The sequence below is a fragment of the Delftia tsuruhatensis genome (genome assembly GCF_903815225.1).
Taxonomy (GTDB): Bacteria; Pseudomonadota; Gammaproteobacteria; order Burkholderiales; family Burkholderiaceae_C; genus Comamonas; species Comamonas tsuruhatensis_A.
Window position 1 is genome coordinate 3,739,380 of the sequence record NZ_LR813084.1, and the last position, 15,142, is coordinate 3,754,521.

Below are 15,142 nucleotides of genomic sequence, written 5' to 3' on the forward strand. Positions count from 1 at the left end.
TGCGTACCAGAACACGACAGACTTCGCCCCAACAGGTTGTACCGATCACCCGCGATAGCCACCATGGGCACCAACGCATCCGATCACGGTCACTGCCATGCCGCCCTCTTCGCTTCCCGCCCCGGACAGACTTTCATCCTTGCCCCATCCGGACATGCCCGGCTACGACAACGTCCCCCAGTTCCCGGTGAAGGCGCCCTTGCCTTTCCGACGTACCATCCGCCGTCAAGAGCTGCATCAGATCGTGCCTCTCGCGGAGACAACGATCTACGAAATGGAACAGCGCGGCGAATTCCCGCGCCGCTTCCGCCTCACCACCCGTTGCGTCGTCTGGGACCTGGAAGAAGTCGAAGCCTGGATCGAAGACCGCAAGCAAGCCTCTCGATCAGCGAAGGCCAACTCATCCAGCGGACCGGACGTGAGGCTGCGCCGGCACCGCCCTGTTCGAGGATGACGTCACCATCAAATGGCTGCAGCGGCTACGCGGCATCCACCCCAACCAGTACCGCCCCGGGCAGCGCCTGCGCCATCTGCACCCTTGCAAGCTTGACCGCAGCATCGCGGTCGCTCGCCTCCCTGCTGAAAGCCAGGCCGACATGACCCGGCCGCCCCCAGCCGACCGTGGCGTCGGCGCAGTCGCTGCCCGCCACTTGGCGAAGGACATCCTCCTGCGACCCCATGCCCGGGTCCAGTACATAGACCAGTGTGAAATCGTGAACCATCGCGTAAGCCTCCTTCGTCATCAGGCTCCGGCGGTCCGCGCCAGCGTTTCGTCAAGCTGCTGACGATCTGCCGCACGCTTGGCGGCCGTGCGCTGCGCCAGGTTGTGAAGCTTGCGTCGCACTCCAGGTAACTCGGCCGCATGGGCCAACCCGATCAAACTGAAATCCGGCTTCTCATCCTCGACGGATTGCAGAAAGGCGCGCGACGGCCCATCCAGCCAATGCGCTACGCGCGCCAGCAGGCGCTCGCGGCTTTCAAGCAATGCCGCCACGCTGATAGGCTCGGACGTCATGCCATTGAAATGGGCCTCGAAGGTGGCCTCGAAATCCCCCGGGACGCGCGGCGCCAGCATCTCCCAGGCTGGCTTGGGGCTGCACGTCAGGTACACGAGGAAGGTGCGCCAGAGCACTTCGTCCGCTCGTTCGTCTTGCAGCAGCAGGCCCACATCGAAAAGATCGCGCGGATGCTGGCGCGACAGCGCAGCCGCCAGCTTGCCCGCATAGAGGTCGGCAAACGCCAGCACCTGCACCTCGGCAAAGCCGAAGGCCTCCTCCACCCGTGGCCGCACGACCATGGTTCGCACCGGATGCACCGCGCCGCGCATGACCGGCGTCGTCTCAATCTGCACGCGCGCACGGCCGCGACTGGCCACCAGCCGGGTGACCACCCCACCCTCGCCCGCCGAGGCCTGGACCTGCAATTGCAGAGGCCGGGCGCGCAGCGTATCGGCCAGTCGCCCCAACGCTTCAGCAATCAGCTTCGCATCTTCGGCATAGTCGTGCACCGGCAGCCAGGCCAGATCGATGTCCACCGACAGGCGCGGCAGATCGTGCTCAAACAGGTTGATGGCCGTGCCGCCCTTGAGTGCAAAACCCGGCTCTGAGGCCAATACCGGCAGGATCTCGACCAGCAGTCGCACGCGGTCCGTGTAGCGCCGGTCCCAATGGTCAAGCCAGGTGCTCATCGAGGTCTCCCGGCAAGGTAATCTGGTAAGTCTGATGCAGGCGCCCACCGGGCACCAGCGCACGCTTGCCACGGCCCAGATCGACGCCCTCCAGCGGCACGTGCGACAGCCACGCGTGTCGATGGCGCTCGGCCAGGACCAGGAACAGCCGCTTGGCCTTGATGCTGCGACAGTGGCGCAACAGCAGGCCGACCCGCTGCGGCCGCAGCGTGGTCATGGCCTGCATCAGCGCATCGGCCTCATAGACCCCTGCCGCATCCGATACGCTGTCGCACAGTTCCAGCATGGCCCGCTCGGGCGTCGAGCACACCAGCGCATCGTTCCCAGGTGCTGCTGCATGCCAAGCCAGGCCATCTTCCGACAACGCCTTCTCTGAGACTTCCGCGGTGACAGGCACAGCCGGGAGATCGAGCGGACCCTTGCCCTGGTACTCGAAGCGTTGCTCCAGTGAAAGCTTGCCCACCCAGCCGGGCGGCTGCTGTGGCCCGTACAGCGTGATCGTGCCAGCATCGCCCAGGCGCAGATAGTGCTCGTGGCCCTGCAGGCCGAGTGCGAAGCGTCCCCCGACATGCAGCGGTATGCCCTCGCCGACCTGCAAGCTGCGGACCACGCCCTCCCATTGCAGCCGCCCGCCCCTGCGCATGTAGACGCCACGCGCCGGCGACACCAGCCAGCCGCTGCCCACGTAGCGCGCCACAAGGCTGTTGGAGTAGCCATGCGCCCGCAGCCAGCGGCTGGACACCAGGCGGGTATCGCCCAGTTCGGCCAGCAAGCGGTTCAGCTTTCCTGAATTTTGAGCATCCATAGTACTCAAAATAACAGATTTATAAACCTTCGCCAAGATAGGCCGGTTTGACGATGGCCACAAAAGATTACTCAGAGTGATCTTTTCGTCCTGTCGGCAAACCTTGCGCTGGTCGCCGACAGAGAGTCCAGATACAGTCATCATGCGGCCCTCCCTTCACAAAGCCGCGCTCAGCACCGGGACCGATACGTTCTCCGGCAGCAGCTTCGGCACATGGGTGCGCCCGTCGATCCAGGCATCGACCATGTCCGCCCACTCCTGCAGCATGTGCCGCCGCTGCTCAGCGTACTCGGCCTTGTTGTAGATCGAGCGCGAGGAGCGCCCTTCCTCGTGTGCCAGGCACTTCTCGATCCAGTCGCCGTTGAAGCCCACTTCGTTGAGCAGCGTCGAGCCCGTGCGGCGAAGGTCATGCACCGTGAAAGGCTCCAACGGCAGGCCTGCAGCCTGGGCCCGCGACACGATGAGCTGGGTCACGCGGTTCAAGGTCGCATGCGACATGCAACGGGTCGGCTCGTAGCGCGATGGCAACACGAACTTCGAGCCCGCCGCGCAGGTGTGCAACGCCACCAGGATGTCCATGGCCTGCCGTGACAGATAGACCACATGTGGATTGCGCCCCTTCATGCGCTGCTTCGGAATCGTCCAGGTCGCGCTATCGAAGTCGATCTCGCTCCAGGTGGCCTCGATCAATTCGCTCTTGCGCACCAGGGTCAGCAGAACCATGCGCAGCGCCAGGCGGATCGTCGGGTAGGTCGCGATGGACACCAATTGGTGGAACGCCAAGCGGATCTCGGCCGGCGACAGCGCCCGGTCTTTCGGCACAAAGGTGGCGATCGAGGCGGCCGCCACGTCATTGGCCGGGTTGTCCACCCTCTCCCCATGCAGGATGGCAAAGGCATAGACCTGCTTCACGATGTCGCGGACATGCACCGCAGTGGCAGGAGCGCCGCGCGCCTTCACCTTGTTGCACAAGGCCCGCAGGTCATCGGCCGTGATTTCGTTGAGCAGCCGGCTCCTGAACACCGGCAGGATGTCGCGGTCAACGACATGCTTGCGCATCGCGCGCGTGCTGTCGGCCATCTTGGCATCCGCCAGCCACTTGAGCGCTACATCGCCGAAGTTCTTGGCTGCGGTCAGCCTGCGCTTCTCACGCTGCTTCTCCAGTGCCGGGGAACGGCCAGCAGCGACGGCCTTCTTGGCATCGAGCAGCTTTTCCCGGGCCAGAGCAAGGGAGATGCCGCCAGGACCGTAGCGGCCGATGGTCAGGGTCTCACGGCGCCCGTTGAGACGGTAATCGTAGCGGAAGGTGACGGTACCGGCGGGCGATACCGTCACGTACATTCCATCCCGGTCAGAAGCCTTATAAGTCAAGGACTTAGGCTTCAGGTTGCGCAGTGCTGTGTCGGTAAGCATCGAGGTTTTCCTCCTGTTTCGTGACGGCTTTTACCGTCAGGGGTCAGGAGACCCGTCGATGCCCGGAAAGCCGCATGAAACAAGCTTTCCAGGGGAGCGTTTTACCGTCAAAGACCGGTTTGGTCTCAATAGTAAACGGGAGGGTCTTAATCAGACCTTCGGTTCTTACCGTCAGCTCTACCGTCAACCCGTTTTGCTGGCCGACGATAGCCACCGATAGCTGTCGTGACGTATTTTCTTTTAAATCAACACGTTACTGAAGTTTTTCGATAACTGGCGATAGTCCCCGAAGGACTCGATTTCACTCCCACTCAATCGTCGCCGGCGGCTTGGTCGACACATCGTAGGTCACGCGGTTGATACCACGCACTTCATTGATGATCCGGCCAGACACCTTCTTGAGCAGGCCGTAAGGCAGCTCGGCCCAGTCGGCGGTCATGAAGTCGCTGGTCTGCACGGCGCGCAGGGCCACGACGTAGTCGTAGGTGCGGCCGTCGCCCATGACGCCCACGCTCTTGACGGGCAGGAAGACAGTGAAGGCCTGGCTGGTGAGGTCGTACCAGTTCTTGCCGGTGGCTTCGTCGGTCCAGTTGCGCAGTTCTTCGATGAAGATGGCGTCGGCGCGGCGCAGCAGGTCGGCGTATTCCTTCTTGACTTCACCCAGGATGCGCACGCCCAGGCCCGGGCCGGGGAAGGGGTGGCGGTAGACCATGTCGCGCGGCAGGCCCAGGGCCACGCCGAGTTCGCGCACTTCGTCCTTGAACAGGTCGCGCAGGGGTTCGAGCAGCTTCAGGCCGAGCTGCTCGGGCAGGCCGCCGACGTTGTGGTGGCTCTTGATGGTGACGGCCTTCTTGCTCTTGGCGCCGCCCGACTCGATGACGTCGGGGTAGATGGTGCCCTGGGCCAGGAAGGTGGCGCCCTTGTGGCCTGCATCGCCCGCCTTGAGCTTGGCGGCTTCGGCCTTGAACACGTCCACGAACAGGCCGCCGATGATCTTGCGCTTGGCCTCGGGTTCGCTGACGCCGGCCAGCTTGCCCAGGAACAGGTCGCTGGCGTCCACGCGGATGACCTTGGCGTGCAGCTTGCCTTCGAACATTTCCATGACCATGTCGCCTTCGTTCAGGCGCAGCAGGCCGTGGTCCACGAAGACGCAGGTCAGCTGGTCGCCGATGGCGCGGTGGATCAGGGCTGCAGCCACGGAGGAGTCCACGCCGCCGGACAGGCCGAGGATGACTTCCTCGTCACCCACCTGCTCGCGGATCCTGGCGACGGCTTCCTCGATGTAGTCGCCCATGATCCAGTCGGCATTCGCTGCGCAGATCTCGCGCACGAAGCGGTTGAGCAGCGCGGCGCCCTGCACGGTGTGCGTGACTTCGGGGTGGAACTGCACGGCGTAGAAGCGGCGCGCCTCGTCGGCCATGCCGGCGATGGGGCAGGACGGCGTGGAGGCCATGACCTTGAAGCCCGGGGGCAGCTCGGTGACCTTGTCGCCGTGGCTCATCCAGACCTTGAGCATGCCGTGGCCTTCCGCCGTGGCGAAGTCCTCGATGCCCTTGAGCAGTTCGGTGTGGCCATGGGCGCGCACTTCGGCGTAGCCGAATTCGCGGGTGTGCGAGCCTTCGACCTTGCCGCCCAGCTGGGTGGCCATGGTCTGCATGCCGTAGCAGATGCCCAGCACGGGAATGCCCAGCTCGAACACGGCGTCGGGGGCGCGGTCGTCCACTTCGTAGACGCTGGCGTGGCTGCCGGACAGGATCACGCCCTTCAAGCGGCCGTCGGCGGCGAATTCGCGCACCCAGTCGCTGCTCACGTCGCAGGGATGGACTTCGCAGTAGACATGGGCTTCACGCACGCGGCGTGCGATCAGCTGGGTGACTTGGGAGCCGAAGTCAAGAATGAGGATCTTGTCGTGTTGCATGGTCGTCGAGGGCAAGGATGGACGGAAGGGGTCAGAAATCTTCAGGGGCCAGCAGCGCCAGCCCGCGCTTGCGCGCGGCGGCGGCCTGGGCAGGGTCGAAGGTGGCCAGCGGCAGGCGCAGCGACTGCGCCAGCCACAGGTAGGCGGCGTCATACACGGGCAGCCGGGTGTCCAGCGCCACGTCGAGCACGGCCTTGTGCTGGGCGGGGGCCAGCTCATGCAGTTCCACGCGGTGGCGAATGGCTTCGAGCACGCTCCACAGGCCTTCGACCGAGCTGTGCGGAATGCGGCCGCCGTGCACGCCCGAGGCGATCAGGTTGCCGCACTCCCACTGCCAGAGGTTGGGGGCCTGCGGGTCCACCTCGTGGCGGCGGATGCGGGTGTACAGGCGCCGGGTGTGCGCGCTGGCGGCATCGGGCAGCAGCCAGGCGGCGGTGACGGAAGCATCGAGCACGAAGGAGGTCATGCCTGGCTCCGGCCTGCGTGGCGCAGCTTTGTGGTGGCGTCCGGTGCCGACGATCCGGCCGGGGCCGGCCGCACCGTGGCCTGCAGCGCCTGCATCTGCTCCAGCTCGCGGGCGATCTGCTCGTCGGTGATCACCGGACGGCGGCGCACCGGCAGCATGCGCACCACTTCCTTGCCGTGGCGGGTGATGCGCACTTCCTCGCCCTGCTCGACAAGTTCGATCAGGGCGGAGAAACGGGTCTTGGCTTCGTAGATGCCGACGGATTGCATGGCAGGGCGGGAAACAGAAAAGGCCTGGAATCAGGCACAGGCCCGATTCTAGCATTCTGGCCAGAATTTTTGAAAATTCAGGCCAGAACCTTGCGGGCATTCCGGGTGATGGCGAAGCGCCGCTGGAGGTCGGTGCGTGCCCTGGCACCGCTCCTCAGGCGTGCATCCATGGCACAAATTCATCCATATGCTCTTATCTGGTAGCAAGAACTACAGAGTTTTCACCGAATGGGTAAGCACTTATCCAGTTATTTTTGATCATATGGATAATTTTGTTCATCGATGCCACCACAGAAAGGCGCGTCCCGATGAACCCGACTCCCCCGCGCAGCCGCTTCTGGTCGGACCTGACCAGCGAAGCGTTTTCCCGGCTGGACCGCGAACGGCTCATCGCCGTGCTGCCGGTCGGTGCCACGGAGCAGCATGGCCCCCACCTGCCCATGTCCACCGACACCGCGACCATCGATGGCATGGTGCAGGCCTGCCTGCCCCTGCTGCCCGACGAGCTGCCGGTGCTGTTCCTGCCCACGGTGGCCTACGGCAAGAGCAATGAGCATGCGCGCTATCCGGGCACGCTCACGGTGTCGGCGCGCACGCTGATGGCGCTGTGGATGGAGATCGGCGCCTGCGTGGCCAGGGCCGGGGTGCGCAAGCTGGTGCTCTACAACAGCCACGGCGGGCAGATGGGCGTGATGGACATCGTGGCGCGCGACCTGCGCGAGGCGCACGGCATGATGGTGGTCGCGGCCCACTGGTACACGCTGGGCCTGCCCGAGGGCCTGTTCACCGCGCATGAGGAAAGGCACGGCATCCACGCCGGCGACCTGGAAAGCTCGGTCATGCTGCACCTGGCGCCCGCCCATGTGCGCCGCGACCAGTTGCGCAACTTCCCGTCGATGACGGAGCAGCTGGCCGAGGAGAACCGCTTCCTGTCGATCACGCCCAGCGGCAGGCTGGGCTGGCAGATGCAGGACATCAATCCCGCCGGGGCCGCCGGGGATGCATCGCGCGCCAGCGCCGACAAGGGCGCTGCCGTGATCGACCATGTGGCCCGGCGCTTCGTGCAGTTGCTCCAGGAGATCGATCGCTTCCCCATGGAGCGGCTGGCCAACGTGCCCGCCTGGCAGTGACGCCACCGTGTCCCGGGAGCCCGCCCCATGAACACCTCCACCCTCTCCTGCACCGGGGACGGCCCGCCCCTGGTGCGCCTGCGCGGCGTCGGCAAGCGCTTCGCGAACGGCACGCTGGCGCTGGACGGCATGTCGCTGGACATCGGCGCGCACGACTTCATCAGTTTTCTCGGCCCTTCGGGCTGCGGCAAGAGCACGGCGCTGCGCCTGATCGCGGGCCTGGCACGCAGCAGCGGCGGCGACATCGACTGGCGCGGGGACGCGCCCGGCACGCCGCGTGGCGAGCGCGATCTGGGCTTTGTGTTCCAGGAGCCCGCCCTCATGCCCTGGGCCCGGGTGTTCGACAACGTGTGGCTGCCGCTCAGGCTGTCGGGCACGCGCCGCGACGCCGCCGCGCCGGTGGTGCAGCAGGCGCTGGAGATGGTGGGGCTGTCGCGCTTTGCCGATGTCTACCCGCGCGAGCTGTCGGGCGGCATGAAGATGCGCGTGTCCATCGCCCGCGCCCTGGTCACCCGCCCGCGCCTGCTGCTGATGGACGAGCCCTTTGCCGCGCTCGACGAGATGACGCGCATCAAGCTCAACAACGACCTGCTGGCCATCTGGCGCGAGCAGCGCTTTTCCATCGTCTTCGTGACGCACAGCGTCTACGAGTCGGTCTACCTGTCCGACCGCATCGTGGTGATGGCCGCGCGTCCCGGCCGCGTGATCGACGAGATCCGCATCGACGAGCCCTACCCGCGCGGCGAGGCGTTTCGCACGTCGACCCGCTACAACGCGCACTGCGCGGCCGTCTCCCGTTCACTGCATGGAGCACTGCATGGCCTCGACATCGACCATTGAATCCGCGATCCCGGCAACCACCGCCACGGCAGCGGCCACGGTGGCCACCACCCCCACGGCCAACATTCCCACGGCGCAATCGCTGCGCGCCCGAGAGGACCGGCTGCGCCGCCGCGAATCCGTGCTGCGCGCGGCCGTGCCGCTGGCCGTGGTCGCCGCGCTGCTGCTGGCCTGGGAATGGACGGTGCGCGCCAACGGCATCGCGCACTACATCCTGCCCGCGCCTTCGCTGATCCTGCGCACGCTGGTGGAGCACTGGGATTCCCTGTCCACCGCGCTGTGGTTCACCGTCAAGCTGACGCTGCTGGCGCTGGCCGCCGCCATCGTGGGCGGGGTGGCGCTGGCCATCGCCTTCGGCCTGTCCAAGTGGGTGGAGATCGGGCTGTTCCCGCTGGCCGTGCTGCTGCAGGTGACGCCCATCGTGGCGATCGCGCCGCTGATCCTGATCTACGTCTCCGACACCACGGCGGCGCTGCTGCTGTGCGCCTGGATCGTGGCCTTCTTTCCCATCCTCTCGAACACGGTCATCGGGCTCAAGAGCGCGGACAGCCTGCTGCGCGACCTGATGCGGCTGTACCAGGCGTCGCCCTGGCAGACCTTCCGCCATCTGCTGGTGCCCAGCGCACTGCCCTACTTCATGGCGGGCCTGAAGATCGCCGGCGGCCTGAGCCTGATCGGCGCCGTGGTGGCCGAGTTCACGGCGGGCACGGCAGGCCGGGAAACCGGACTGGCATCGCGCATCCTGGAGTCGAGCTTTCGCACCGAGATCCCGATGATGTTCGCGGCGCTGCTGCTGGTGTCGCTGCTGGGCATCGTCATCTTCGCCGTGTTCGCCGCGCTGTCGCGCCTGGTGCTCGGCCACTGGCATGAAAGCGAGATGCGCCATGAACGCTAGAGAGCACCCGCCGCGCTCCCCCGTCGACTGGGAGGCCGTGCGCGCCGAGCTGCGGGGCCTGAACCTGATCGGCACGCCCGCCCAGCGCCGGCAGCTGTCCCGCGACTTCCACTGGTACAGCCCCATTCTCTCGGCGCAGCTCGCGCACTGCGTGGCCGACCTGGTCGTCAAGGTCAGCACCGAAGAGGACGTGCGCCAGGCCCTGGCCGTGGCCGCGCGCTGGAAGCTGCCCGTCACCGTGCGCGGCGGCGGCACGGGCAACTACGGGCAGTGCGTGCCTTTGCAGGGCGGCATCGTGCTCGATGTCACGCCCATGTGCCGCGTGCTGGACATCGCCCCGGGCCGCATCCGCGTGCAGGCCGGTGCGCGCATGCACGACATCGACCTCTCCGCGCGCGAGACCGGCCAGGCGCTGCGCATGTGGCCGTCGACCTGGCATGTGGCCACCATCGGCGGCTTCATCGCGGGCGGCTTCGGCGGCATAGGGTCGTTCCGCCACGGCATTCTGCGCGACAGCGGCAACCTGCTGCGCGCACGTGTGATGACGGTGGAACGCACGCCGCGCACCATCGAGCTGGCCGGCGACGACATCCAGCAGGTGCACCACGCCTACGGCACCAATGGCGTGATCCTGGAGGTGGAAGTGGCGCTGAGCCCGGCCGTGGACTGGGTGCATTGCACCCTGCTGTTTCCCACCTATGGCGGCGCGCTGGACTTCGGCATCGCGGCGCAGGACCCGGCGCTGGACCTGTTCCTGCTGTCCACGGTGGAGGCGCGCTTTGCCGTGTACTACACGGCCATGGGCCCGCACTTTCCGGCCGACCGGCACGCCGTGTTCACCATGGCGCCGCCCGCATCCATGCCGGCGCTGCGCGCCCTGGCGCGGGCGCATGGCGGCACGGTCTCCGTGGCCGGCACCGAGGCCGAGCTGCTGGCCCGGGGCCTGCCGCCCGCCTACGAATGCGCCTTCAACCACACCACGCTGCAGGCGCTGAAGGCCGACCGCGGCTGGACCTACCTGCAGCTGGCCTATGCCCAGCCGTTCGATCCGGCCGTGGTGCTGCGCCATCTGTCGGTCTTTGGCGACGATGTGCTGCAGCACCAGGATTTCGCACGCGCCCATGGCGAATGCGCCACCTTCGGCATCGTGCTGGTGCGCTGGAAGGGGGAGGAGCACCTGGACGCCATCGTGCGCGAGATCGAGTCCCAGGGCGGCTGCCGGGTCTTCAATCCGCATGTGGTCACCATCGAGGGCGGCGGCATGAAGACCATCGACGCCCGGCAGATCGCCTTCAAGCAGCGCAGCGACCCCATGGGCCTGCTCAACCCCGGCAAGACGCTGGGCTGGCAGCCCCACATGGCGCGGGAAGGCTGACCCCCACCCGCACCCCGCCTGCCACTTCCCCGCACTCCACAAGGACACACGCCATGACCACGCCCGCTTGCACCCGCCCCTCGCCCCTGCGGCGCGCCGCCATCACCCTGGCATGCCTGGGCGCCGCGCTGGCCGCCCACGCCCAGGAAAAGGTGGTGTTCGCCACCAACTGGAAGGCGCATGCCGACCATGGCGGCTTCTACCAGGCGCTGGTGGATGGCACCTACAAAAAATACGGCCTGGATGTGGAAATCCAGCAAGGCGGCGCCCTGGTCAACAACCGCCCCATGCTGCCCGCGGGCAAGGTCGACTTCCTGATGGCGGGCAACCTGCTGCAGTCCTTCGACAACGTCAAGAACGGCATCCCCACCGTGGTGGTCGCCGCGTTTTTCCAGAAGGACCCGCAGGCCCTGCTGGCCCATCCGGGCCAGGGCTACGACCGGTTCGAGGACCTGGCCCGGGCGCCCGTGGCCTTCATCGGCAAGGACGGCCAGTTCAGCTTCTGGCAGTGGATGAAGTCGGAGCACGGCTTCCAGGACAAAAGCCTCAGGCCCTACACCTTCAACATGGGCCCCTTCCTGGCCGACAAGCGATCCATCCAGCAAGGCTATGCCTTCTCCGAGCCCATCGCCATCCGCAACGCGGCCGGCTTCGAGCCCGTCGTGCACCTGCTGGCCGACCACGGTTTCTCCACCTACGCGACCACCATAGAGACGCGCACGGACATGGTGAAGAACCGGCCCGAGACCGTGCGCAGGTTCATCGAGGCCTCGATCATCGGCTGGAACCACTTCCTGTACGGCAGGAACGAGGCCGCCAAGCAGCGGATCCTCCAGATCAATCCCGACGCCTCGCTGGCCGTGCAGCAGGGCTATATCGACCGCATCAAAAAGCTCGGCCTCGTGGACAGTACGGATTCGCTGACCCGGGGCATTGGCGCCATCGATCCGGCGCGCGTCAAGGACTTCCACGACAAGATGGTCCGGGCCGGCCTGTACCGCAGCGGGCAGATCGACCTGTCCAAGGTCGTGGACACGCGCTTCGTCAACCAGGGCGTGGGCGTCGACATCCGCAAGCAGTTGACCGGCACGACGGGCCGGTGAACCGCGCACGCCCCCCATCACCCGCCGCAAGGAGATCCCGCCCCATGGGCCTCGAACGCACGCTCACCGTCCGCGTCTCGCGCATCGCGCGGCAGACACCCGACATCCTGGCCTTCGAGCTGAGCCATCCGTGGGGCCGCGCCCTGCCCGGCTATGAGGCCGGTGCCCACATCGACGTGCACATGCCCGGCGGCTTCTCACGCCAGTATTCGCTGGCGCGGGCGCCGCAGCCCGCGGGCCGGCAGGCCTATGTGATCGGCGTCAAGCGCGAGGCGGCCAGCCGGGGCGGCTCGGCCTCCATGCATGAGCGCGTGCGCGAGGGCGACCTGATCGCCATCAGCACGCCGCGCAACACCTTCCCGCTGCGTGCCCAGGCGCGCAGCCACCTGCTGCTGGCGGCCGGCATCGGCATGACGCCGCTGCTGGCCATGGCGCAGGAACTGGCCCGGCGCGGTGCGGATTTCACGCTGTGCGTGTTCGCCCGCAGCCGGCAGCACCTGGCCTTCGCCCAGGCCTTGCGCGCGCCCGACCTGGCGCCGCATGTGCGGCTGCACCTGGACCAGGGCCCGGCCTCGCAGCGCATCGACCTGGGCCAGTTGCTGGCCGACCCCGCGCCCGGCACCCATGGGTATGTCTGCGGCCCCGGCGGCTTTGTGCAAGCGGTGCGCGCGGCGGCCGCCCACTGGCCCGAGGAGGCCTTGCACACCGAGTACTTCGCGGCGCCCGACGGCAGCGCCGTGGACGCCACCGGCCGGCCCTTCACGCTGAAGCTGGCGCGGCGCGGCATCGAGGTGCCCGTGGCCGCCGACCAGACGGCGGTGGACGCGCTGCATGACGTGGGCATAGCCATCCCCGTGTCCTGCCAGCAAGGGCTTTGCGGCACCTGCGTCGTCCCCGGCGATGGCGAAGGTGCCGAGCACCGCGATGTCTGCCTGACCGCCACCGAGCGGCGCAGCCGCATCGCGCTATGCTGCTCGCGTGCCAAGAACCATGCGCTCGTGCTCGAGCTGTGACCGCCATGCCCTCTCCCTCCCCCACCCTCGACGACGCAGACACCGTGGATGCGCCCGCCACGCGCGGACGCTCGCGCAAGTACACGCAGGTGCTCGGCCTGATCCACCAGGCGGCCATCGAGGTGTTCGCCAGCGAGGGGCTGGCCGGTGCATCCACGCAGGCCATCGCGGACAAGGCCGGACTGTCCAAGGCGCAGCTGCACTACTACATCGGCAGCAAGGAAGCGCTGTACCGGCAGGTGCTGCAGGACATCCTCAACGACTGGATCGTGGTCTTCGGCTTCAGCGATGAGGCCTTCGGCCCGCGCAAGGTGCTGGGCGATCTCATCCGCCGCAAGATGGTGTTCTCCTTCGAGCACCCGCTGCGCTCGCGCATCTTCACCGCCGAGATGATGCGCGGCGCGCCGGTGCTGCGCTCCATGATGGATACCAGCAAGCAGCGCACCCACCAGGCGGTGGCCGTGCTGCAAAACTGGATGAACCAGGGACTGATGGACCCCGCCGACCCCATGCTGGTGCTGTTCCACATCTGGGCGGTGACGCAGTTCTATGCCGACCACGCCACCCAGGCCGCCTATTTCCGCGACACGCCCATCGACAGCGGTGAAAAGGACCAGCGCTATCTCATCGAACAGGTCACGGCATTCCTGATGAAGGGCTCCGGCGTCCGATAGCCAGCGACCGGCAGCCATGCCACTGCGCATCAGGCCCTGATGGGGCGTGATGGCCTTCCTGGAAGGCACTTTTCCATTCCATCGCGAAACAGGTAACAGGCAACACGCAACAGGCATCGCCATTGCGTGGATGGCGCAGCCTTGCCCGCATCCAGGGAAAAACGGTCCGGTCCGCATTTTTCAACCCACTCCACCGGGAGGAGAAGCCATGAAGACGCACCACGGAAAATCCTTTTGCCGCCATCGCCTGCATCAGGCGGCGGTGGCCTTGTCCATGCTTTCAGGCGTTGCGGCGCAGGCGGCGGATTCCGGTGGCGATACGCCAGCGCCCAAAAGCCAGGCGGACAGTCCCGGGGACATGCTGTCCAAGGGGCGATTCGAAGGCCATGCACGGGCTATCTACTTTCACAGCAGCAATGCCTATTACGTGCCGGGCCTTCGCCAGGATACGGCCAGCATCGGCGGGAAAATCGGATTCCGCTCGGCCGGGTACCAGGGGTTCTCGTTCGGGGTTTCCGGATTCCTGCAGCGCCCGCTGCACCGCTCCAGCGATCCCTCGCGCGTCGACGGCTATGTGGGGCCCGACATCACGGCCATGGGCGAGGCCTATGCGCGCTGGGAAAACCGCCATGCCCGCGTGACCCTCGGCAACCAGGCCATCGAGCTGCCCTTTGCCGCCAGCTATGACTGGCGCATGGCGGCCCAGCTGTTCCAGGGCATCTCGGCGCGCTACGGCCTGTCCGATGGCAACCACATCACGGCCGTGCGCATGACGCGCTTCAAGTCCTATATCGATGACAGCTTCAAAAGGCTCACGACCTACAACACCACCATCGACGCCTATTCCCCCGCGGGCATGGCCGAGACGCCGGGCTTTCATGGCGTGGGCGGTGTCAGGAGCCTGGATCTCCAGACCATGGAACTCCAAGGCCAGGCCTGGTATTTCAACTACCAGGACTACGCCAGGATGGCCTATGTACAGGCGCAATGGAGCGCGAAAGGCGATGGCAACGGCAGTGGCAAAGGCGATGGCGTACTGCCTTTCATCGCCGGCCAGGTTTTCCGCGAAACCGGCGAAGGCCGGCAATTGCTGGGCAAGGTCGACAGCAAGGTCTACGGCCTGCAGGTCGGTGCCAAGCGCCATTCCGCGACGCTGTCCCTGAGCTACAACCGCATCGTTCCCAACGCGGACTCCTATTTGAACGGGGCGCTGGTCACGCCCTATGCCCACTATGTCGCCTCGGGCCCGATGTTCGCCCAGCCCTTTCTTTCCAGCACGCAGGACCTGGGCGCGGGCAATGCCTATGCGCTGGATGTGAATGGCGCGCCGGCGCCGGGCTGGTTCATAGGATTTCGGTACTCCTACATGGACCTCAAAAGCAGCGCCACGGCCCCCAGCCTGCGCCAGTCGGAATACCTGGGCTATGCCATCTACCAGTTCAGCGGAAGCTTGAAAGGTCTGCGCGTGAGCAATTTCATCGCACTGGCCACTTCCCCGGTCCATGCCACCAACTTCTGGCAGAACCGGCTGGCCATGGAATACCGGTGGTGATG

General features: G+C 66.4%; 16 protein-coding genes. 9 read left to right on the forward strand and 7 right to left on the reverse strand.

Translation table 11 applies throughout. The features are described 5' to 3' along the window. Positions 1–97: 97 nt before the first annotated feature. Positions 98–454, forward strand: coding sequence for a helix-turn-helix transcriptional regulator (locus tag L1Z78_RS16935; protein ID WP_418921630.1), 357 nt, complete (start codon positions 98–100; stop codon positions 452–454). Positions 455–479: 25 nt separating this feature from the next. On the opposite strand, the gene L1Z78_RS16940 is transcribed toward L1Z78_RS16935, so the two are convergent. The 7 genes from L1Z78_RS16940 to L1Z78_RS16970 form a co-directional block, all read right to left on the reverse strand. Then, positions 480–743, reverse strand: coding sequence for a transcriptional regulator (locus tag L1Z78_RS16940; protein WP_234637554.1), 264 nt, complete (start codon positions 741–743; stop codon positions 480–482). Then, entirely contained in the window at positions 743–1,687 is a 945-nt protein-coding gene (locus L1Z78_RS16945) for a nucleotidyl transferase AbiEii/AbiGii toxin family protein (RefSeq protein ID WP_234637555.1), read from the reverse strand. The genes L1Z78_RS16940 and L1Z78_RS16945 overlap by 1 nt, the downstream gene beginning before the upstream one ends. Beyond that, positions 1,671–2,492: a type IV toxin-antitoxin system AbiEi family antitoxin domain-containing protein gene (locus tag L1Z78_RS16950; protein WP_234642197.1), complete on the reverse strand. Its 822-nt coding sequence runs from the start codon at positions 2,490–2,492 to the stop codon at positions 1,671–1,673. Before L1Z78_RS16950 ends, L1Z78_RS16945 begins: the two co-directional genes overlap by 17 nt. A 156-nt stretch (positions 2,493–2,648) precedes the next feature. Then, positions 2,649–3,905 (reverse strand): tyrosine-type recombinase/integrase, encoded by a 1,257-nt coding sequence (locus tag L1Z78_RS16955; RefSeq protein WP_234637556.1) that lies wholly within the window; start codon positions 3,903–3,905, stop codon positions 2,649–2,651. 301 nt (positions 3,906–4,206) lie between these two features. Further along, positions 4,207–5,823: a glutamine-hydrolyzing GMP synthase gene (gene guaA, locus L1Z78_RS16960; protein WP_234637557.1), complete on the reverse strand. Its 1,617-nt coding sequence runs from the start codon at positions 5,821–5,823 to the stop codon at positions 4,207–4,209. A gap of 31 nt (positions 5,824–5,854) precedes the next feature. Further along, positions 5,855–6,289, reverse strand: coding sequence for a type II toxin-antitoxin system VapC family toxin (locus L1Z78_RS16965; protein ID WP_234637558.1), 435 nt, complete (start codon positions 6,287–6,289; stop codon positions 5,855–5,857). Next, positions 6,286–6,558, reverse strand: a complete 273-nt coding sequence (locus L1Z78_RS16970) for a type II toxin-antitoxin system Phd/YefM family antitoxin (protein ID WP_234637559.1) — start codon at positions 6,556–6,558, stop codon at positions 6,286–6,288. Before L1Z78_RS16970 ends, L1Z78_RS16965 begins: the two co-directional genes overlap by 4 nt. A gap of 308 nt (positions 6,559–6,866) precedes the next feature. On the opposite strand from L1Z78_RS16970, the gene L1Z78_RS16975 reads away from it, so the two are divergent. The 8 genes from L1Z78_RS16975 to L1Z78_RS17010 all read left to right on the forward strand — a co-directional run bounded on the left by L1Z78_RS16975 (position 6,867) and on the right by L1Z78_RS17010 (position 15,140). Then, positions 6,867–7,688 (forward strand): creatininase family protein, encoded by an 822-nt coding sequence (locus L1Z78_RS16975; protein WP_234637560.1) that lies wholly within the window; start codon positions 6,867–6,869, stop codon positions 7,686–7,688. 27 nt (positions 7,689–7,715) lie between these two features. Beyond that, entirely contained in the window at positions 7,716–8,528 is an 813-nt protein-coding gene (locus tag L1Z78_RS16980) for an ABC transporter ATP-binding protein (protein ID WP_234637561.1), read from the forward strand. After that, positions 8,506–9,423, forward strand: a complete 918-nt coding sequence (locus tag L1Z78_RS16985) for an ABC transporter permease (RefSeq protein ID WP_234637562.1) — start codon at positions 8,506–8,508, stop codon at positions 9,421–9,423. Before L1Z78_RS16980 ends, L1Z78_RS16985 begins: the two co-directional genes overlap by 23 nt. Further along, complete coding sequence (locus L1Z78_RS16990) at positions 9,413–10,798, forward strand: FAD-binding oxidoreductase (protein ID WP_234637563.1); 1,386 nt, start codon at positions 9,413–9,415, stop codon at positions 10,796–10,798. The genes L1Z78_RS16985 and L1Z78_RS16990 overlap by 11 nt, the downstream gene beginning before the upstream one ends. 53 nt (positions 10,799–10,851) lie before the next feature. After that, complete coding sequence (locus L1Z78_RS16995) at positions 10,852–11,901, forward strand: ABC transporter substrate-binding protein (protein ID WP_234637564.1); 1,050 nt, start codon at positions 10,852–10,854, stop codon at positions 11,899–11,901. 44 nt (positions 11,902–11,945) lie between these two features. Beyond that, positions 11,946–12,914: a PDR/VanB family oxidoreductase gene (locus L1Z78_RS17000; RefSeq protein ID WP_234637565.1), complete on the forward strand. Its 969-nt coding sequence runs from the start codon at positions 11,946–11,948 to the stop codon at positions 12,912–12,914. 5 nt (positions 12,915–12,919) lie between these two features. Continuing rightward, on the forward strand, positions 12,920–13,588 hold the full coding sequence (locus tag L1Z78_RS17005; protein WP_234637566.1) for a TetR family transcriptional regulator C-terminal domain-containing protein: 669 nt from the start codon (positions 12,920–12,922) through the stop codon (positions 13,586–13,588). A 208-nt stretch (positions 13,589–13,796) separates the two neighbouring features. After that, the gene (locus L1Z78_RS17010; protein ID WP_234637567.1) at positions 13,797–15,140 is read left to right on the forward strand and encodes an OprD family outer membrane porin; all 1,344 of its coding nucleotides are present in this window, start codon (positions 13,797–13,799) and stop codon (positions 15,138–15,140) included. Positions 15,141–15,142: the final 2 nt, after the last annotated feature.